This is a genomic window from Curtobacterium oceanosedimentum (assembly GCF_040545555.1).
Classification (GTDB): Bacteria; Actinomycetota; Actinomycetes; order Actinomycetales; family Microbacteriaceae; genus Curtobacterium.
In genome coordinates, this window is record NZ_JBEPMD010000011.1 from 67,976 (window position 1) to 86,636 (window position 18,661).

Below are 18,661 nucleotides of genomic sequence, written 5' to 3' on the forward strand. Positions count from 1 at the left end.
CCCGCCCGTAGGATGGTCCGCATGTCCGACGGGTCCTCGTTCAGCATCACCACGCCGATCTTCTACGTGAACGACGTGCCCCACATCGGGCACGCCTACACCGAGGTCGCCGCGGACTTCATGGCGCGTTGGCACCGGCAGCGGGGCGACGACACCTGGCTGCTCACGGGCACCGACGAGCACGGCCAGAAGATCCTGCGCACCGCCAGCGCGAACGACGTCTCCCCGAAGGAGTGGGCCGACCGGCTCGTCACCGACGCGTGGAAGCCGCTGCTCGACACGGTCGACGTCGCGAACGACGACTTCATCCGCACCACCGACGAGCGCCACGAGCGGGGCGTGACGGCGTTCCTGCAGAAGCTGTACGACGACGGCTACATCTACGCCGGTGAGTTCGAGGGCTTCTACTGCGTCGGGTGCGAGGAGTACAAGCAGCCGAGCGACCTCGTGCCCGGCACCGGTGCGTACGAGGGCCAGCAGGTCTGCGCGATCCACTCGATCCCGGTCGAGGTGCTGTCCGAGCGCAACTACTTCTTCCGCATGAGCGACTTCGAGCAGCGTCTGCTCGACCTGTACGAGTCGAACCCGCAGTTCATCCAGCCCGAGAGCGTCCGCAACGAGATCGTCTCGTTCGTGAAGCAGGGCCTCCGCGACCTGTCGATCTCCCGCTCGAGCTTCGACTGGGGCATCCAGATCCCCTGGGACCACGACCACGTGCTCTACGTGTGGTTCGACGCGCTGCTCAACTACGTCACCGCACTGGGCTACGGGTCGGACGACGACGAGGCCTTCCGTCGCCTCTGGCCGAGCGTGCACATCGTGGGCAAGGACATCGCCCGCTTCCACGCCGTGATCTGGCCGGCCATGCTCATGGCGGCCGGGCTCCCGGTACCGGAGCGCGTCTTCGGGCACGGCTGGCTGCTCGTCGGCGGCGAGAAGATGTCCAAGTCGAAGCTGACCGGCATCGCGCCGTCGGAGATCACCGACACCTTCGGCTCGGACGCGTTCCGCTACTACTTCCTCCGCGCGATCACCTTCGGGCAGGACGGCAACTTCAGCTGGGAGGACATCTCCGCCCGGTACTCGGCCGACCTCGCGAACGGCTTCGGCAACCTGGCCTCGCGCCTCGTCGCCATGCTGCAGAAGTACTTCGACGGTGCCGTCCCGTCGCGCGGCGAGCTGACCCCGTCGGACGAGGCGATCGACGCGCTCGCGGTGTCCGTCACCGAGCGTGCCGACGCCGCGGTCGAGGGATTCGCGCCACACGAGGCGATCGCCGCCGTGTGGGAGCTCGTCGACGCCCTGAACGGGTACATCACCGAGCAGGAGCCGTGGGCGCTGGCGAAGGACGAGACGAAGCGCGAGCGCCTCGGCACCGTCCTCGCGACCGCGCTGCGTGGCCTCGGCACCGTGAACGTCCTGGTCTCCCCGGTGATGCCGAAGGCGACCGAGAAGCTCTGGGCGTCGATCGGCGCCGGCGGCTCCGTGACCGAGCAGCGCGTCGACCGTGCCTGGGAGTGGCAGGGCGCCGAGACCGTCGTGCCCCTCGAGTCCGGCCTGTTCCCGCGCATCGAGCAGCAGCCCGAGCAGGGCGCAGCGTGACCGACGCGGCCGACGGCTCGCACGTCCGGGCTCGGGGCGAGGGGTCGTCCGGCGGCTCGAAGCGCGACCTGAGCTACCCACCGCTGCCGCAGGCGCTCGTCGTCCCGGTGTACGACAACCACACGCACATGGAGATCGCCGACGGCGTCGGCGAGGGCGGCGACGGTCCGCTCGACTACCGCGAGCACCTCGACCGCGCGTCGAGCGTCGGGGTCCGCGGCGTCGTGCAGGTCGGCACCGACCTGGCGACGTCGGAGTGGTCGGCGCAGATCGCCGCGCGGGAGCCCCGTGTGCTGGCTGCCGTCGCGCTGCACCCGAACGAGGCACCCGTGCTCGACGAGCAGGGGCTGCTCGACGAGCACCTCGCCGGCATCGAACGGCTCGCGGCGCTGCCCCGGGTCCGGGCGATCGGCGAGACCGGTCTCGACTTCTTCCGGACCGGCGAGGACGGCCGTGCGGCGCAGGTCCGCTCGTTCGAGGAGCACATCCGGATCGCGAAGGAGCACGACCTCGCGCTGACGATCCACGACCGCGACGCGCACGACGCCGTGGTCGAGGTGCTCGACCGCGTCGGCGCTCCCGAGAAGACCGTCTTCCACTGCTTCTCCGGCGGTCCGGACCTCGCCCGGCTCTGCGCCGAGCGCGGCTGGTACATGTCGTTCGCCGGCAACGTCACCTTCAAGAACGCGCAGTCGCTCCGTGACGCGCTCGAGGTCGCGCCGCGCCACCTGGTCATGATCGAGACCGACGCGCCCTTCCTGACGCCGACGCCGTACCGTGGTCGGCCGAACGCCCCGTACCTCATCCCGCTCACGCTTCGGTCGATGGCCGAGACCCTCGGCACCGATCCGTCGATGCTCGCGGCGCAGATCGCCTCGACGACCGAGCTCGTGTACGGGGCGTGGGACGCCGAGCCCGTCACGGTGGACCAGTAGCCGTGGGCACGCTGCTCGGCCCGGCGGAGATCCGGGACCTCGCTGCCAAGCTCGACGTCACCCCGACGAAGAAGCTCGGCCAGAACTTCGTGCACGACGCCAACACCGTGCGCCGCATCGTGACGGCCGGTCGGGTCACGCCGGACTCGCGCGTGCTCGAGATCGGACCGGGCCTGGGGTCGCTGACCCTCGGCCTGACCGAGACCGGCGCATCGGTCACCGCGGTGGAGATCGACGGGCGGCTCGCGGCGCAGCTCCCGACGACCGTCTCGCTCATGCAGCCCGACGCGCGCTTGCAGGTCGTCCACCAGGACGCCCTCGCCGTGACCGCCGACGAACTGCCGGAGGCACCGACGCACGTCGTCGCGAACCTGCCGTACAACGTCTCCGTCCCCGTGCTGCTGCACCTGCTCGCGACCTTCCCGACGATCGAGCGGGTGCTCGTGATGGTGCAGGCCGAGGTCGGCTACCGCATCGCAGCGGAGCCCGGCAGCAAGGTCTACGGCGCGCCCAGCGTCAAGGCAGCGTGGTACGGGTCATGGTCGACGGCCGGGCAGATCAGCCGCCAGGTCTTCTGGCCGGTGCCGAACGTCGACAGCGTGCTCGTCGGGTTCGACCGTCGTGAGCGCCCGGGGGACGAGACGCTGCGGGCGCAGGTCTTCGCCCTCGTCGACGGGGCGTTCCAGCAGCGCCGCAAGATGCTCCGGCAGAGCCTGTCCGGAGTGCTCGGCTCCAGCGCTCGTGCGTCGGAGCTGCTGATCGCTGCGGGCCTCGACCCGACAGCACGGGGCGAGGCGCTGTCGCCGGCCGACTTCGTGCAGCTCGGGCGGACGGTCCTCGCCGCCGGCTGACGGCGCTTGCGAAATACGAAGTGTTCGGTGTCGCGGTACGCCGCGATCTACGGTCGTCTCCACAAGAGGGAAACGAGGCGATCATGCACGAACAGCACGAACGGACAACGCGCGAATCCTGGAGCTCGTCGGATGTTCCACCCTTCCCGGTGACCGCGCGCAGGCGAGCCCCGGGCGAGCCGCTGGTCCTGCGCAGGACGCCCTTGGTGGGAACGCTGCAGGAACGCTTGGCTCGATTGCACGAAGCGATGAACCCGCCTCGCGAACGACCGACGCACCCATCCTCGGCCGACAGCAGGACCGTCTGATCGGTGGGGGTGGACGATCTTGATGGGTCCGAAGCTGAAGCTGGCCTGCAGGCATTCGGCCGGGGCCGCGTACTCCCGCAGAGCTTTGCCGTCGACATCAGCTTCGTCGCGAGTTGCCTGGATCAGCAGGACGCCGATCACCGGGAGTGCAGCGCGTACCTGGAGCGGCTGACCGACGCCGGGACGGTCCTCTTCTTCACCGATCTGACCGAGCTCCAACTGCACGATCTCGCTCGGGCGCTCCGAGCCGTGGAGCGCCCGGATGCATCTGGCAGTCGCCCGCTCGGTCGTGGCGGCCTCGCACTCCTGCCTCCGACTCCCGAGGACGTGTTCGACCGCTGGCGGACACTGGTCGCCTCGACCGAAGCCATGTACTGCGAGATCCCGGAGGTGATCGAGGGAACGTGGGCCGTCATGGCCGCGCACGACATCGACGCCGCGCGCGCAGCATCGGTCAGCCTGGCGAAGGTCACGGAGGCCGATGGACTGGTGACCACGGATCCGGCCTTCGCAGCGGTCGCGTCGGCAACGCTCCCGATCTTCGTACCTGGTCGGGTTGCAGATGCCATCCTGCGCGAACAGATGTCGACGGAGAAGGGTGCGCATCGCGACTGACCGCGAGTCGAGGGGATGGAGGATCTCCTCCATCCGACACGCTCCCGGCCGCGGGCCGCGGGCCGCGGCCCGCGGCTCAGTGGCCGCGACCCGCCATCGCCTCGAGGAGCTGCTGGTGCGTCCCGTCGCGCTCCGCCCAGCGCAGCGGCTGCACGTTCTGCACGAGGATCTCGGGCGCAGCGCCGGACTCGAGCAGGCCCATCACCTCGTCGGTGAACTCGTCGAGGGGCATCCCACCGAAGTCCGCCCCGCCCATCAGGTCCGTCTGCACGGCCGGCGGCGCGAGCTCCAGCACCTCCACCGAGCTGCCGACGAGCTGCTGCCGGAGCGCCTGCGTGTAGGAGTGCACGGCCGCCTTCGTGGCGCTGTAGGTCGGGGTCGCGGTGAGCGGTACGAAGGCGAGACCGGACGACACCGTGATCAGCGTCGCCGCCGGTCGGGCGAGCAGGTGCGGCAGGAACGCGTCGATCAGGCGGATCGTGCCGACCAGGTTCGTCTGGACGGTCTCGAGCGCGTCGTCGATGTGCCCGGGATCGCGGAGGTCCTCGTTCCGCATGATGCCCGACATCGTGACGACGGTGTCGAGCGACGGGTGGCGGGTGATCACGTCCGCTGCGGCGCCGGCGATCGAGTCCGCGTCGGCGACGTCGATCACGACCGTGCCGAAGCCGTGCTCGGCGGCGAGGGCGTCCAGGCGGTCCTGGCGTCGACCGCCGATCACGACGGTGCTGCCGGCGGCCTGCAGGCGCTGCGCGAGGGCGAGCCCGAGGCCCGAGGTCCCGCCGGAGATGAAGACGGTGCTGTTCGTGGTGTCCATGCCGACCACGATGCTCCTGCGGGCGGGTCGCCTCCAGGGCGCGTGCATCGGGGGACCGGCGGTCCCTGGTTCCGCCGCGTGCGAGACGGCACGATGGGGGCATGGACCGACCCGCGCTCGCCGACTTCCTGCGCCGCCGCCGCGAGCTCCTGCGGCCCGAGGACGTCGGCCTCGGCAGCGGCGCGCGCCGACGGACGCCCGGTCTCCGCCGTGAGGAGGTCGCCGGGCTCGCTGGGATGAGCGTCGACTACTACACGCGGCTCGAGCAGCAGCGCGGTCCGCAACCCTCCGAACAGATGGTCGCGGCGATCGCCCGGGCACTGCGCTGCAGCCTGGACGAGCGCGACCACCTGTTCCACCTCGCCGGGCACACCGCCCCGGTCCGTCTGCACCGTGCGGACCACGTCGACCCGGCGATCCTGCGCGTGCTCGACCGGCTCGAGGACACCCCGGCGATCGTGGTCAGCCACCTGGGGGAGACCCTCGTCGAGAACCGGCTCGCACGGGCGCTGCTCGGCGGGTCCGTGGACCTGCCGGGCAACGAGCGCTACCAGGCGTGGCGCTGGTTCGTGACGGGAACCGAGCAGGCGAAGTACGCGCCCGAGCAGCACGACCGACTCGGACGGGTGGTGGTCGCGTCGCTCCGCGCTGCCGTCGGACTCGCGGGACCGACCGACCGGCGGGCGACGGAGCTCGTCGCCGAGTTGCAGCGCCGCAGCCCGGCCTTCCGCGAGCTCTGGGAACGGCACGAGGTCGCGACCCGCTGGTCGGACAACAAGACCATCGTGCAGCCCGAGCTCGGACGGATCACCGTCGACTGCCAGGTGCTGCACACGGACGACCAGGCGCAGGCGCTCCTGCTCTTCACCGCGCCGCCCGGGAGCGAGGACGCGCAGAAGCTCGAGCTGCTCGGCGTCGTCGGCACGCAGCAGTTCGGCGCGGACAGCGTCGCGCGCTGATCCTCGGTCGGCCGGCGCCCGACCAGGACCGTCGACCGTCAGTCGGCTGCAGCGCCCCGGGCCCGCAGCGCCGCGACGACGGCCTCCGGGTCGTTGCACCGGAACCGCAGCGACCGTGCGTCGCGGATCGTGACCTGGACGCCGGGTCCGCCGTCGAGCAACACCGCCGTCCCGCCGGGAACGAGTCGGATGCCCAGCCCGCCGGAGTTGCCGCCCGTCATGTGCACGACCTCGGCGGAGGTGACCTGCTCGGGGGCGACGCGCCGCCGGTACCACCACGGCCGGACACGCACCTCGAGGACCTCGTCGACCCGAACCGTCATCCGCATCAGCACCGAGCCGATCCCGAGCGCGACCGTGACGGCGAGTGTGACCACCAGGACGCCCACGTCCGACGCCGTCGGCGGCTGGTCCTGCCACCCTGCCGGCACCGCGAGCACGAGCGTCGCGATCCCGACGGCGGTCGCGATCACGGCCCAACCGATGACGGTCATCACGCGGCCGGGACGGACGGTCTCCTCGTACGCGGGGTAGGACATGCGTTCCACCCTCGCACACCCGGCGCGGACGCACGAGGCGAGCCCGGCGCGGACGCACGAGGCGACCCCGGCGCGGACGCACGTCGCAATCCCACGTCACACACCTGGCACCCCCAGGCTCGCCGTGCCTAGGGTGGCCCGGTGACAACTCCGCGCGTGTACGTCATCCACGAGAACCCCGAGTGGTTCCCGCCGTTCGCCGCTGCCTTCGCGGCAGAGGGTGTCCCGGTCGAGGAACTCCTGCTCATCGACGGAGGTGCCCTCGGCAGCATCGACCTGTCCGCCGAGCCTGCTCCGGGCGTCTACTGGTCACGGATGTCCGCGTCGAGCCACACCCGCGGTAACGAGCACTCCAAGGAGTACGCCCGCGCGCTGCTCGGCTGGCTCGAGCGCTCCGGGGCGACGGTCGTGAACGGCAGCCACGTGCTCGAGCTCGAGGTGTCGAAGGTCGCCCAGCACGGGCTCCTCCGCGACGCCGGCTTCGACGTCCCCCGCACCACTGCGGTCTTCGGCTCGGCCGCGCTCAAGGACGCCGCGCGGACCTTCACGGACGGGCAGGACATCCCGTTCATCACGAAGCACAACCAGGGCGGCAAGGGCCTCGGCGTCCGGCGCTTCGACACCCTCGCCGAGTTCGACGCCTACGTCGACAGCCCCGAGTTCGAGGCTCCGGTCGACGGCATCACCCTGCTCCAGGAACTCCTGACCGCGCGCGAGCCGTTCATCACCCGCGCCGAGTTCGTCGGCGGCGAGTTCGTCTACGCCGTCCGCGTCGACACGAGCGCCGGCAGCTTCGAGCTCTGCCCCGCCGACGCGTGCGAGGTGCCGCAGACCATCGCCGGCGCCGTCTGCGACGTGCCGGGCGTCGAGACGACCAGCACCGCAGCGCCCGGCGCACCGGCCGCCTTCGCCGTCCGCGGCGAGGTCACCGCCGGTCACCCGCTCGTGCAGCAGCTCCGGACCTTCCTCGCCGAGCAGCGCATCCAGGTGGCGGGTGTCGAGTTCATGGAGACCACGGACGGCCGCACGGTCGTCTACGACGTGAACACGAACACGAACTACAACCCCGCCGTCGAGGCGCTCGCGCCGGTCTCCGGTCCGCGCGCGATCGCGCGCTTCACCGGCGCGCTCCTCGAGCAGGCGTACGCCGCGTCGGCGACCACGGCCTGAGACGACACCACCCACCGGCCTGGAGGCTCGTGGCGGGCCCGCCCCGCGCCTCCAGACCGTCACGACCCACCTGAGGAACCACACGTGCGATTCGGATACTGGACCCCGCTCTTCGGCGGCTGGCTGCGCAACGTCGAGGACGAGGACATGCCCGTCACCTTCGACTACGTGAAGCGGCTCGCGCAGCGTGCCGAGCGGATCGGCTTCGACCTGACGCTCGTCCCGGAGCTCAACCTCAACGACATCAAGGGCACGGCGGCGCCGAGTCTCGAGGCGTGGGCGCTCGCGGCCGCGCTGGCAGCCACGACCGAGCGGCTCGAGATCATGGCCGCGATGCGCCCGGGCTACCACCTGCCGGCCGTGACGGCGAAGCAGGCCGCGACCATCGACGAGATCTCCTGTGGTCGCTTCACGTTCAACGTGGTGAGCGCCTGGTGGGCGGAGGAGGCCCGGCAGTACGGCGGCATCTTCTCGGAGCACGACGACCGGTACGCCCGCACCGAGGAGTTCGTCGCGATCCTCAAGGGCCTGTGGGCGGAGACGCCGTTCTCGTTCACGGGGGAGTACTACGACGTGCAGAACACGCACCTCGAGCCGAAGCCCCGGGTGACGCCGCGCATCTACGCCGGCGGCGAGAGCGAGGCGGGCAAGAGCTCGATCACGCGCTTCGCCGACGCCTACCTGACGCACGGCGGCACGGTCGACGAGCTCCGCACGAAGATCGCCGAGATGCGGCGCCGCCGCGAGGACGCCGGCGCCGCGCCGTTCGAGGCGTTCGGCATGGCCGCGTACGTGATCGTCCGTGAGACGGAGGAGGAGGCGCAGGCCGAGCTGGCCCGCATCACCGACGTCCGCCACGGCGGGGCGTACGAGTCGTACCAGGACTTCATCTCGAAGTCGCAGCTCGAGCACGTCCCGTCGCTCGAGGACTACTCGGTGTCGAACCGCGGTCTGCGCCCCGGGTTCGTCGGCACCCCGCAGCAGGTCGCCGACCGCATCCGCGAGTTCGAGGACGCCGGCGTCGACACGCTCCTGCTGCAGTTCTCGCCGCAGGCCGAGGAGATGGAGCGCTTCGGCGAGCAGGTCATCCCGCTCGTGCGCTCGTCGGTCGTCGCGGAGCCGGTCGCCTGATGGCGGCCGAGGACGACTGGGCGTTCGAGACCCGGCAGATCCGCGCCGGGTTCACGGCCGATCCCGGCTTCGGCGCGAACGTGCCCCCGATCGCGCAGAGCGCGGCGTACGTCTACCCCTCGGGTGAGGACGCCGCGGCGCGGTTCATGCTCGACGCCCCCGGCCACACGTACACGCGGGTCAACAACCCGTCGGCCGCCGCACTCGAGCGTCGCGTCGCCGACCTCGAGGGTGGGATCGGCGCACTGGCGCTGGCCTCGGGACAGGCCGCGACCTCGCTGGCCGTGCTCGGTGTCGCCCGAGCGGGCGCCCACGTCGTCTCGTCGGCGTCGCTCTACGGTGCGACGTACACGCTCTTCCACTCGACCCTGAGCGACCTCGGCATCTCGTTCACCTTCGTGCAGGACCCGACGGACCTCGACGAGTGGCGTGCCGCGGTGCGCCCGGAGACGCGGGCGTTCTTCGGCGAGAGCATCCCGAACCCGCGCGGCGACGTGCTCGACTTCGCCGGCGTCGCCGGGGTGGCGCACGAGGCCGGGGTCCCGCTCATCGTCGACAACACCATCGCGACGCCGTACCTCGTGCGGCCGATCGAGCACGGCGCCGACATCGTCGTGCACTCGGCGACGAAGTACCTCGCCGGCCACGGCAGCGCCATCGCCGGGATCATCGTCGACAGCGGGAACTTCGACTGGGCCGCGCAGGCGGATAAGTACCCCCAGCTCACCACGGTCGAGCAGTCCGGGTTCGCCGGCACGGCCTTCGCCGAGAAGTTCGGTCGCCGCGCGTTCATCCAGCGCACCCGGTCGAAGCTGTCCGCCGACCTGGGGCCCGCGATCGCGCCGTTCAACGCCTTCCTCGTGCTCCAGGGCATCCAGACGCTGTCGCTCCGGATGGACCGGCACGTGTCGAACGCGGCGGTGGTGGCCTCGTGGCTCGACGACCACGCGCAGGTCGAGCACGTGCACTACGCGGGACTGCCCTCGTCGCCGTGGCACCACCTGCAGCAGCGCTACGTGCCGAAGGGACCGTCCGCCGTGCTGGCGTTCGACCTCGCCGGTGGTGTCGCGGCCGGCCGACGGTTCGTCGCCGCGCTCGAGCTCTTCGACCACGTGTCGAACCTGGGCGACGTGCGGTCGCTCGTCGTGCACCCGGCGTCCACGACCCACGTGCAGATGACCCCGGAGCAGCGTGCGGCCGCCGGCGTCGGGGAGGGCCTCATCCGCCTGTCGATCGGGCTCGAGCACGTGGACGACATCCTGGCCGACCTGGCGCGGGGGTTCGCGGCGGCGGGGACCCCGGCGTAGTCCACCGCCCGGCGCGGGGAGGATAGGTTGGACGCATGACCTCGCTGGCCGCACCGACCCGCGTGCGGGTGCGCGCTCCCGGCAAGATCAACGTGTTCCTGTCCGTCGGTGCCCTGCAGGACGACGGCTACCACGACGTGGCGACCGCGTACCAGGCGGTCTCGTTGTACGAGGACGTCACCGCGGAAGCCGCCGACGACTTCTCGGTCCGGTTCACGGGGCCGATCGACACGAGCGCGGTCCCGACCGACGACTCGAACCTGGCGATCCGCGCGGCTCGGCTCGTGGCCGAGGCCGCCGGGCACCGGGGTGGCGTCCGGCTCACCATCGAGAAGCAGGTCCCCGTCGCCGGCGGGATGGGCGGGGGATCGGCGGACGCTGCGGCGACCCTGCTCGCCTGCGACACCCTGTGGGGTACCGCCCTGGGGCGGGACGAGCTGCTGCGCCTGGCGGCCCGCCTCGGAGCGGACGTGCCCTTCGCGTTCGCCGGGGGCACCGCAGTGGGGACCGGCCGCGGTGACGAGCTGAGCCCCGCGCTGGCCAAGGGCGAGTTCCACTGGGTCCTCGCGCTCAGCGACGACGGGCTCTCGACCCCCGCGGTGTACCGCGCCCTCGACGAGCACCGGGAGCGCTACCGCGCCGACATCCGCCCGGCGCCCACCACCCCCGTGGTCGAGGCGAACGTGCTCCAGGCGCTCCGGGCCGGCGACGCCGACCTGCTGGCGGACTGCCTGCACAACGACCTGCAGGCACCCTCGATGCGTCTGCAGCCGGGGCTGGCCGCGACGATCGAGGTCGGGGAGAAGGCCGGAGCGCTCGCGGGCATCGTCTCGGGGAGCGGGCCGACGGTGGCGTTCCTGGTCGCCGACCGCGATGCTGCGCTCGAGGTGCAGGTGGAGCTCAGCGCCGCCGGGCTCGTGGCGCTCCGGGCGACCGGCCCGGTGCACGGCGCCCGCGTCGTGCACTGACCGCTCCCACCGCGGACACCGCAGACACCGCGGACACCGCGTGTCGAGCGGGCCGTGGGTCGCCCGTCGGGCGTGGCTCCGCCGGGGCTCAGCCGCGGACGAACTCAGTGATGACGACCCGTCCGGTGCGCCACTTCTGCTCGACGTGGAAGCCGTGCTCGGCGAGGACCTCGGTCGTCTCGGGCTGGATGTTCCGGGCCTTGGGGGTGCCGCCGACGAACCAGACGGTGTCGATGTCGCCGAGGCGTGCCGGGATCGTCGACGCCAGGTCGCCGTTCTGGTTCCAGAGCGCGCCCGTCTCGGCGCCGTTCGTCGAGATGCCGAGGTCGGTCATGCCGGAGAACGCCCACGGGTAGGACACCCGGACGACCTCGGCCGTGGAGGTCGGGTGGCCGTAGACGCTCCCGAACACGACGCCCTCGTTGGCGCCCGTCCGCGACCCGCGCTCGGCCGCGATGATCGACGCGGCGTTCGCCCACGTCGACTCCTGCTTCGAGCGGGGCGTCTTGACGTCGATCGCGCTCGGGACGCTGAGGACGAGGAAGACCGCGAGCACCGCGGCGATCAACGCCCGGCGTCGCAGGGCCGTGATCGCGAGGGCGATGAGGAGCGCGACGAAGGGCATGCTCAACGACGCGTACTTGGGGGAGTACAGGTGCTTGCCGAGCGCCGTCGCGGCGAGGAGCACCCCGGTGGGCAGCAGCGCCAGCGGCAGGGCGACCCGGACGGCCTGCGCACGCAGGAGCGCGCGCACGGTGGGGACGCGGCGGTGCGCGGCGACCAGGGCGGAGACGGTGCCGAGCACCAGGAGCGCCCACGCCACGGTTGCGTACGAGTCGATCCCGCCGAACCACGCGGTGGCGAACACCTGGCGCGGGGTGCGCTGGGAGATGCCGGAGATCCACGCGACCTGCTTCGACTGCTCGACGACCTCGAGCACGAGCGGCGAGGCGAGGAGTGCAGCGGCCGCAGCGGCGACGACCCAGCGGACCAGGACCACGCGGCTGACGAGCGGAGCACCGGCGCTCGAGCGACGGCTCCACGTGCGCGTCCTGCGCTCGGCGAGCCACGTCCAGGCGAGGGCGGCAGCGTGCGCGACGACCGCGAGTGCCAGGTAGACGTTGAAGGAGACCGCCAGGAGTGCGAGCAGCCCGTAGGCGACCCACCAGCGGATGCTCGATGCTCGCGATGCGCCGGACCGGGTGCGGCGGAGGGCCGTGATGCCGACGAGCGTCAGCGCGACGGCGAGGGTCGTCACGGTCGCGTAGGGGCGTCCCTCGGACCCGGCCCACTGCACGCGGGGGATCGCGAGGAACACGAGCCCGGCGACGATGCCGAGCCGACGACCGCCCAGACGACGTCCGAGAGCGACGACGAGCCCGGCGGAGACGCCGATGGCGAGCGCGCTCGGGAAGCGGAGGGTGAAGGGCGTGTACCCCACGAGCCAGAACCAGGCGTGGATGAGGACGTAGTAGAGGCCGTGCACGGCGTCCACGTTCTGGAGTTCGGCCCAGAGCTGCGGCCAGCTGCGCGTCGCGCTGGTGACGGTCGCGGCCTCGTCGTACCAGATCGAGGGGACCCAGGCGAAGAGCGCACCCGTGAGGACGCCGAGCGCACCGATGGTGAGTTCCGGGGTGCGGACGGCCGCGACCCGCAGGGCCGTCGACGCGGACCGCAGACGGGTACGGACCGGCGCGACCCCGGCGGAGGCGGGGACGGCGATGGTACCGGTCTGGGGTGCAGTCACGCCCGCGACGGTAGCGCGCCGGGCTGGACGAGTGCCCGGTAGCGGTGTCCCCTCCGTGAGAGTTCGCCATGCCGTAGGGTCACGGACACCATGACGACACTCCGCATCCGAGACGCCGCGCGGTACCTGGGCGTCAGCGACGACACCGTCCGACGCCTGGTCGACGCCGGCACCCTGCCCCGGTCCGAGGACCCGTCGGGCCGCACCGTGGTGGAGGGGCGGGACCTCGCTGCGTACGTCCGCGGACGCGATGCCGGGCTCGAAGACCCGTCCGGCGTGCGGAGCTCCGCCCGGAACCGTTTCGTCGGCATCGTCACCGACCTGGTCGTCGAGGGGGTGGTCGCGCAGGTGGAGCTGCAGGCGGGGCCGAACCGCGTGGTGTCCCTGATGACCGCCGAGGCCGTCCGCGACCTCGGGCTCGAGGTCGGCTCCGTCGCGGTCGCCTCGGTCAAGGCCACCATGGTCACCGTCGAGGTGCCGGACCAGCCGGAGCGCGCACGGTGACCACGCCTGCGCCCGACCCCGCTGCGCCCGACCCCGACGCTGCCGCGCTCGCCGATCGGCGCCGCAGCACCTCGCGCACGGCCGCGCTCGACGGCGCCGGGCAGCCCGCGCTCGACGCGCTCGCCGGTGCCCGGGTGCTCGTCGTCGGCGCCGGGGGCCTCGGGGCACCCGTGCTGACGTACCTGGCGGGCTCCGGGCTCGGCCGCATCACGATCGTCGACCACGACACCGTGGACACGTCGAACCTCGCACGACAGACCCTGTTCGCCGCCGCCGACGTCGGGCGCTCGAAGGCCGAGTGCGCCGCCGACCGGGTGCGCGGCGTCGACGCCGTGGTCGAGGTCGTCGCCCTGGCCGAGCGGTTCCGACCCGAGCACGTCGCCGACCACGACGTCGTGGTCGACGCGGCCGACAGCGTCGAGGTGACCCGTGCCGTCTCCGACGCGTGCGCCGCGGCCGGCGTGCCCTTCGTCTGGGGGACCGCCCTCGGCTACGACGGGCAGGTCTCCGTGTTCCACGACGCCGCGGCCGACCCGGTCGACTTCCACGACCTGCACCCCGAGGCACTGCCGGACGAGGGGTCCTGTGCCGCCGACGGTGTGCTGCCCGCCCTGTGCGGCGCGGTCGGTGCGGTGATGGCGGCGCAGGTCACCGCCCTGGTCGCCGGCCTCGGCGAGCCCTTGCTCGGCCGGGTGCTCACGGTGGACGCCCGGCGCTGGCGCTGGACCGAGAGCCGGCTGCGCCGCGGTCCCGGGTCCGTCCGTCCCGCGGCGCCGGCGCTCGCCGAGCCACCGCGGATCGCCCCGGCCGAGCTCGCACGACGGCTGGGCACCGGCACCGGAACCGGGACCGGCTCCGGCACCGTCCTGGTCGACGTCCGCACCGACGAGGAGCGCGCGACCGGCGTCATCCCCGGCTCGCTGACGCCGGGCGACCTCACCGACCCCGATCCGGGCGACGAACTGGTCGTCGTCTGCGCGTCCGGGAAGCGCGCCACGGCCTGGGCGCGGCAGGCGATCGCGGACCGACCGGCCGGGGCTCCGCCCGTCACCGTCCTCGACGGCGGGATCACCGCATGGCGCCAGGAAGGCCTCCCGACCTCGGTATGACCGCACGTGCGGATAGGATCGCCTCGTGAAGCCGCTCCTGCGTACCAGCTCCGCGCTCGCGCTCGTCGTCGCCGGGCTGACGCTGACCGCGTGCACGACCCTGCCGGCCACGAGCGGCGCGACAGGCAGCGGAGCGACGGGCACCACCGCGAGCGGGACCGCCACGGGCAGCACCGGCCCGACCGGCTCGATCACGGTGTTCGCGGCCGCCTCGCTCCAGCGCACCTTCACCGAGCTCGGGAAGCGGTTCGAGCAGCAGCACCCGGGCACCACGGTCACGTTCTCGTTCGCCGGCTCGAGCGACCTCGTCTCGCAGATCCGCAACGGCGCCCCCGCCGACGTGTTCGCCTCCGCCGACGAGGCGAACATGGCGAAGCTCACGTCGACCGACCTGGCGACGGGGTGGCCCCGCGACTTCGCGACGAACACCCTCGAGATCGCGGTCGCTCCCGGGAACCCCGAGCACGTCGAGGACCTCCGCGACCTCACCGCGTCCGACCTGCAGGTCGTCACCTGCGCCGCCCCGGTGCCGTGCGGTGCGGCGACGGCGGAGGTCGAGCGGGCCGCGGGCATCGAGCTGCGCCCGGTGAGCGAGGAGCAGTCGGTCACCGACGTCCTCGGCAAGGTCGAGTCCGGGCAGGCCGACGCCGGGCTCGTCTACGTCACCGACGTCGAAGGCTCAGGGGGGAAGGTCGAGGGTGTCCCGTTCGCCGAGTCGTCGACGGCCGTGAACACGTACCCGATCGGTGTCCTGAAGGAGTCCGCGAACCCGGAGACCGCGGCGTCGTTCGCCGCGTACGTCCGCTCCGACGCCGGACGCAAGGTGCTCACGGACGCCGGCTTCGGCGCACCCTGACGACGACCACGACGCATCAGATGAACAGGACGACGACGAACCGGACCACGCTGCGCCACCAGCGCACCCCCGTGCCGTGGTGGCTCCCGGTCCCCGCGGTTCTCGGCGGCCTGTTCGTCGTCGTGCCCGTGGCGGCGATGGTCGGTCGGGTCGACTGGTCGTCCTTCGTCGCCCTGGTCACCGCATCCGCGTCGACCACCGCGCTCGGACTGAGCCTCGGCACCGCGGCAGCCGCCACCGGTGTCGCGTTCGTCCTCGGCTACCCGCTCGCCGTGCTCTTCGCCCGCTCGACGTCGCGCTGGGTGGGGGTCCTCCGAGCCCTGGTCCTCCTGCCGCTCGTGCTCCCGCCGGTCGTGGGCGGTCTCGCCCTGCTCGCGGCGTTCGGTCGGCTCGGCGTGCTCGGCGCGTTCCTCGACGAGCACGGGCTGCGGATCGCGTTCACCACGACGGCGGTGGTGATGGCACAGGTGTTCGTCTCGATGCCGTTCCTGGTCTCGTCGATCGAGGGCTCGCTCCGTACCGGCGGTGGCCGTGCCGAGCGGGTCGCCGCGACGCTCGGCGCCGGGCCGACGCGCACCTTCCTCACCGTGACGACGCCCCGCGTGCTCCCGGGCATCACCTCCGGCCTGGTGCTCTGCGGTGCCCGGGCGCTCGGCGAGTTCGGCGCGACGCTCACCTTCGCCGGCAGCCTGCAGGGGGTCACGCGGACCCTCCCGCTCGAGGTCTACCTGCAGCGCGAGGTCGACCCGGACACCGCGGTCGCCCTCGCGCTCGTCCTCGTCGTGGTCGCCCTCGTCGTGATCGGGACGACGACGGTGCGCAGCCGTCCGGTGATGCCGTGACGATCGGGGGAGCGGGGCTCAGCGCCCACGTCGTCGTCCCCGAGCGGCACGTGGACGTGCGCCTGACGATCGGCCCCGAGGAGTGCGTCGCCCTGGTCGGACCGAACGGTGCCGGCAAGTCGACCGTGGTCGAGGCCCTCGCGGGGCTCCTCCGGACCCGCGACGGCAGCGTCGTGCTCGCCGACCGCGACCTGACGGCCCTCCCGACGCACCGCCGCCGGGTCGGCCTGGTCGCCCAGCGCCCCGACCTCTTCGGCCACCGCACGGTCGCCGGCAACGTCGCCTTCGGTCCGCGTGCCACCGGGGCCACCCGCCGGGAGGCTCGGCTCCGCTCCGCCACGGCCCTCGCCGCCGTCGGGGCGTCCGGTCTCGCCGACCGGTCGCCGGACACGCTGTCCGGCGGGCAGGCGCAGCGGGTCGCGGTGGCCCGCGCGCTCGCGACCGACCCCGCGCTGCTGCTGCTCGACGAGCCGACAACGGCGCTCGACGTCGACGCCCGCGCCGAGGTGCGCGAGGCCCTGCGCACCGCACGCGGCGGCCGCCCGACACTCCTCGTCACGCACGACCCGCTCGAGGCCGTCGCGCTCGCCGACCGCATCGTGGTGCTGCAGGACGGCCGCGTGGTCGAGGACGGGCCGACCGACGTCGTGCTCCGGACGCCGCGCACGCCGTTCGCGGCGTCCTTCTCGGGGCTGGTGCTCCTCGCCGGGACCGCCACCGCGACCGGGATCGCACCCGCCGGCGGGGGAGAGCTGGTATCGGCGACGCACGCGGTGCCTCCCGGCCGACCCGCGGTGGCGGCGTTGCACCCGACCGCCGCGCGCCTGCGCCGGGACGGGGCCGGACCCGGGCTCGGACGGACGGTGATCGCGGTCGAGCCGCGGGACGGTCTCGTGCGGGTGCGCGCCGGTGACCTGGTGGCGGACGTGACCGTGGCGACGGCCGCGGCGCTCCGGCTCGAACCGGGCGTCGCCGTGCGGATCGTCGTCGACCCCGACGAGGTCAGCGTCTACGCGCCGGCGTGAGGTCCCGCTGGCCGCCGGGTCGACGAGCCCGCGTGAGGTCGCGCTAGCCGCCGGCGAACGGCGGCATCACGTCGACGGTCGCGACGCCGTCGAGCGCCGTCGAGCGGTCGCGCGTCGTGACCCCGTCGACCAGGTAGGAGCACCGCTCCTGCAGTGCCGTCCACCGATCCGGGTCGGCCGCCGTGACGCTCCGCAGGGCGGCGTCCAGTGTCGTCGCGTCCACCGTGGTCTCGTCCTGGCCGACGGCCGCGCGGGCCGCGGCGAAGAACCGCATCGTCGTCACCGGTCAGCCTCCGATCGCACTCATGCCGCGGGACGGGTGCACGATCCCGTCCGCATCGTCGCCGTGGTCGCGCGGCTTCGCCCACATCGCCCGCCGCCACGTGTCGAGCAGGACGCCGTCGTCGGCGCCGGCCCGCAGGGGGCCGAGCAGGTCGACCTCGTCGTCCGAGAACAGGCAGGAGCGCACGTGCCCCTCGGCGGTCAGGCGTGTGCGGGTGCAGTCGGCGCAGAAGGACTCGGTGATGCTCGCGATCACGCCCACGGTGCCGAGCTGTTCGCCGTCGAGCGTGGACACCCGGTACCGCTCGGCCGGGGCGCCGTCGCGCGGGGCCTCGTCGGGTTCGAGTCGGTAGTGCTCGCCGAGCAGGGCGCGGGTCTCCTCGGCCGTGACCATCGTCGCGCCGTCCCACGCGTGGCCGGGGTCGAGGGGCATCTGCTCGATGAACCGCAGCTCGTGTCCGCGCTCGAGGCACCAGGCGAGCAGGTCGACCGCCAGGTGGTCGTTCACCCCGCGGAGCAGCACGGCGTTGACCTTGATCCCGAGTCCGGCGTCCGCCGCGGCGGCGATGCCCTCGAGCACGCGGTCGAGGAACGGGCGCCGGGTGACCTCGGCGAAGACGTCCGGGTCGACGGTGTCGAGCGAGACGTTGACGCGGCGGAGTCCCGCGTCTGCCAGGGCCTCGGCACGGTTCGCCAGGCCGATCGCGTTCGTGGTGATCGACAGCTCGACGTCGTGGGCGGAGCAGCGGCGGACGATGTCGACGAGGTCGGCGCGCAGGAGCGGCTCACCACCGGTGAACCGGACCTTGCGGACACCCAGGGTCCGGGCGGCGAGGCCGACCAGTCGGTCGATCTCCGCCGCCGTCATGAGCGCGTCGGACGGGATCACCGGCAGCCCCTCCGCCGGCATGCAGTACGTGCAGCGGAGGTTGCAGCGCTCCGTGAGCGAGACCCGCAGGTCGACCGCACGCCGGGCGAACCGGTCGACGAGCCCGGGGTCGTCGACGGGTCGAGGGGGGAGGGCCGGCGACTCGCTGCGCACCCGGCGCAGCAGGCCGGTCGAGGGCAGGATCCGCGCCGTCACCCGGCCGATG

General features: G+C 72.8%; 19 protein-coding genes. 14 read left to right on the top strand and 5 right to left on the bottom strand.

Annotation, left to right across the window (positions count from 1 at the left end; translation table 11 throughout):
* Positions 1-21 precede the first annotated feature (21 nt).
* From metG to ABIC52_RS12510, 4 genes are all read left to right on the top strand, one after another.
* The gene (gene metG / locus ABIC52_RS12495; protein WP_209679210.1) at positions 22-1,602 is read left to right on the top strand and encodes a methionine--tRNA ligase; all 1,581 of its coding nucleotides are present in this window, start codon (positions 22-24) and stop codon (positions 1,600-1,602) included.
* Positions 1,599-2,537 (top strand): TatD family hydrolase, encoded by a 939-nt coding sequence (locus ABIC52_RS12500; protein WP_354027478.1) that lies wholly within the window; start codon positions 1,599-1,601, stop codon positions 2,535-2,537. The genes metG and ABIC52_RS12500 overlap by 4 nt, the downstream gene beginning before the upstream one ends.
* A 2-nt stretch (positions 2,538-2,539) precedes the next feature.
* A complete protein-coding gene (rsmA, locus tag ABIC52_RS12505; protein ID WP_126891577.1) occupies positions 2,540-3,388 on the top strand; it encodes a 16S rRNA (adenine(1518)-N(6)/adenine(1519)-N(6))-dimethyltransferase RsmA in 849 nt (282 codons plus the stop codon).
* 311 nt (positions 3,389-3,699) lie between these two features.
* Complete coding sequence (locus ABIC52_RS12510; RefSeq protein ID WP_209679207.1) at positions 3,700-4,311, top strand: hypothetical protein; 612 nt, start codon at positions 3,700-3,702, stop codon at positions 4,309-4,311.
* A 76-nt stretch (positions 4,312-4,387) separates the two neighbouring features.
* Here the strand turns inward: ABIC52_RS12510 and ABIC52_RS12515 are convergent, their stop codons facing one another.
* Positions 4,388-5,128: an SDR family oxidoreductase gene (locus ABIC52_RS12515; RefSeq protein WP_354027479.1), complete on the bottom strand. Its 741-nt coding sequence runs from the start codon at positions 5,126-5,128 to the stop codon at positions 4,388-4,390.
* Between the two features lie 101 nt (positions 5,129-5,229).
* Here ABIC52_RS12515 and ABIC52_RS12520 point away from each other — a divergent pair, with 101 nt between their 5' ends.
* On the top strand, positions 5,230-6,087 hold the full coding sequence (locus tag ABIC52_RS12520) for a helix-turn-helix transcriptional regulator (RefSeq protein WP_126891574.1): 858 nt from the start codon (positions 5,230-5,232) through the stop codon (positions 6,085-6,087).
* A 38-nt stretch (positions 6,088-6,125) separates the two neighbouring features.
* Here ABIC52_RS12520 and ABIC52_RS12525 read toward each other — a convergent pair whose 3' ends face one another.
* Positions 6,126-6,626 (bottom strand): hypothetical protein, encoded by a 501-nt coding sequence (locus tag ABIC52_RS12525; protein WP_354027480.1) that lies wholly within the window; start codon positions 6,624-6,626, stop codon positions 6,126-6,128.
* A 141-nt stretch (positions 6,627-6,767) separates the two neighbouring features.
* Here ABIC52_RS12525 and ABIC52_RS12530 point away from each other — a divergent pair, with 141 nt between their 5' ends.
* The 4 genes from ABIC52_RS12530 (at position 6,768) to ABIC52_RS12545 (ending at position 11,202) form a co-directional block, all read left to right on the top strand.
* Positions 6,768-7,796, top strand: a complete 1,029-nt coding sequence (locus tag ABIC52_RS12530; protein ID WP_354027481.1) for an ATP-grasp domain-containing protein — start codon at positions 6,768-6,770, stop codon at positions 7,794-7,796.
* Between the two features lie 84 nt (positions 7,797-7,880).
* Positions 7,881-8,927, top strand: coding sequence for an LLM class flavin-dependent oxidoreductase (locus ABIC52_RS12535; protein ID WP_209679198.1), 1,047 nt, complete (start codon positions 7,881-7,883; stop codon positions 8,925-8,927).
* Positions 8,927-10,234: an O-acetylhomoserine aminocarboxypropyltransferase/cysteine synthase family protein gene (locus ABIC52_RS12540; protein ID WP_209679195.1), complete on the top strand. Its 1,308-nt coding sequence runs from the start codon at positions 8,927-8,929 to the stop codon at positions 10,232-10,234. The genes ABIC52_RS12535 and ABIC52_RS12540 overlap by 1 nt, the downstream gene beginning before the upstream one ends.
* A 35-nt stretch (positions 10,235-10,269) precedes the next feature.
* Positions 10,270-11,202 carry a 4-(cytidine 5'-diphospho)-2-C-methyl-D-erythritol kinase gene (locus ABIC52_RS12545; protein WP_354027482.1) on the top strand — a complete coding sequence of 311 codons (933 nt, stop codon included), beginning with the start codon at positions 10,270-10,272 and terminating at the stop codon, positions 11,200-11,202.
* A gap of 88 nt (positions 11,203-11,290) precedes the next feature.
* On the opposite strand, the gene ABIC52_RS12550 is transcribed toward ABIC52_RS12545, so the two are convergent.
* Positions 11,291-12,949: a glycosyltransferase family 39 protein gene (locus ABIC52_RS12550; RefSeq protein WP_354027483.1), complete on the bottom strand. Its 1,659-nt coding sequence runs from the start codon at positions 12,947-12,949 to the stop codon at positions 11,291-11,293.
* A 90-nt stretch (positions 12,950-13,039) separates the two neighbouring features.
* Between ABIC52_RS12550 and ABIC52_RS12555 the strand changes: the two genes are divergently transcribed.
* Genes ABIC52_RS12555 through ABIC52_RS12575 form a run of 5 tightly spaced genes read left to right on the top strand, consistent with a single transcriptional unit; the run spans position 13,040 to position 17,285 of the window.
* Entirely contained in the window at positions 13,040-13,453 is a 414-nt protein-coding gene (locus tag ABIC52_RS12555) for a TOBE domain-containing protein (protein WP_126891567.1), read from the top strand.
* Entirely contained in the window at positions 13,450-14,562 is a 1,113-nt protein-coding gene (locus tag ABIC52_RS12560) for a ThiF family adenylyltransferase (RefSeq protein WP_354027484.1), read from the top strand. The genes ABIC52_RS12555 and ABIC52_RS12560 overlap by 4 nt, the downstream gene beginning before the upstream one ends.
* Positions 14,563-14,587: 25 nt before the next feature.
* Positions 14,588-15,418, top strand: coding sequence for a molybdate ABC transporter substrate-binding protein (modA, locus tag ABIC52_RS12565; protein WP_354027485.1), 831 nt, complete (start codon positions 14,588-14,590; stop codon positions 15,416-15,418).
* 20 nt (positions 15,419-15,438) lie between these two features.
* Positions 15,439-16,260 carry an ABC transporter permease gene (locus tag ABIC52_RS12570; RefSeq protein ID WP_354027486.1) on the top strand — a complete coding sequence of 274 codons (822 nt, stop codon included), beginning with the start codon at positions 15,439-15,441 and terminating at the stop codon, positions 16,258-16,260.
* Entirely contained in the window at positions 16,257-17,285 is a 1,029-nt protein-coding gene (locus tag ABIC52_RS12575) for an ABC transporter ATP-binding protein (protein WP_354027487.1), read from the top strand. Before ABIC52_RS12570 ends, ABIC52_RS12575 begins: the two co-directional genes overlap by 4 nt.
* A 43-nt stretch (positions 17,286-17,328) precedes the next feature.
* Here ABIC52_RS12575 and ABIC52_RS12580 read toward each other — a convergent pair whose 3' ends face one another.
* Both ABIC52_RS12580 and moaA read right to left on the bottom strand, forming a co-directional pair.
* Positions 17,329-17,559 carry a MoaD/ThiS family protein gene (locus tag ABIC52_RS12580; protein WP_126890389.1) on the bottom strand — a complete coding sequence of 77 codons (231 nt, stop codon included), beginning with the start codon at positions 17,557-17,559 and terminating at the stop codon, positions 17,329-17,331.
* 12 nt (positions 17,560-17,571) lie between these two features.
* A complete protein-coding gene (gene moaA / locus ABIC52_RS12585; protein ID WP_435526077.1) occupies positions 17,572-18,651 on the bottom strand; it encodes a GTP 3',8-cyclase MoaA in 1,080 nt (359 codons plus the stop codon).
* Between the last annotated feature and the right edge of the window lie 10 nt (positions 18,652-18,661).

What these genes read in the sequence shown, in the direction of transcription:
- metG (WP_209679210.1), top strand. Translation starts at nt 22, where the DNA reads ATGTCCGACGGGTCCTCGTTCAGCATCACCACGCCGATCTTCTACGTG.
- ABIC52_RS12555 (WP_126891567.1), top strand. Translation starts at nt 13,040, where the DNA reads ATGACGACACTCCGCATCCGAGACGCCGCGCGGTACCTGGGCGTCAGC.
- ABIC52_RS12580 (WP_126890389.1), bottom strand. Translation starts at nt 17,559, where the DNA reads ATGCGGTTCTTCGCCGCGGCCCGCGCGGCCGTCGGCCAGGACGAGACC.
- ABIC52_RS12520 (WP_126891574.1), top strand. Translation starts at nt 5,230, where the DNA reads ATGGACCGACCCGCGCTCGCCGACTTCCTGCGCCGCCGCCGCGAGCTC.
- ABIC52_RS12525 (WP_354027480.1), bottom strand. Translation starts at nt 6,626, where the DNA reads ATGTCCTACCCCGCGTACGAGGAGACCGTCCGTCCCGGCCGCGTGATG.
- ABIC52_RS12515 (WP_354027479.1), bottom strand. Translation starts at nt 5,128, where the DNA reads ATGGACACCACGAACAGCACCGTCTTCATCTCCGGCGGGACCTCGGGC.
- ABIC52_RS12540 (WP_209679195.1), top strand. Translation starts at nt 8,927, where the DNA reads ATGGCGGCCGAGGACGACTGGGCGTTCGAGACCCGGCAGATCCGCGCC.
- ABIC52_RS12545 (WP_354027482.1), top strand. Translation starts at nt 10,270, where the DNA reads ATGACCTCGCTGGCCGCACCGACCCGCGTGCGGGTGCGCGCTCCCGGC.
- ABIC52_RS12570 (WP_354027486.1), top strand. Translation starts at nt 15,439, where the DNA reads ATGAACAGGACGACGACGAACCGGACCACGCTGCGCCACCAGCGCACC.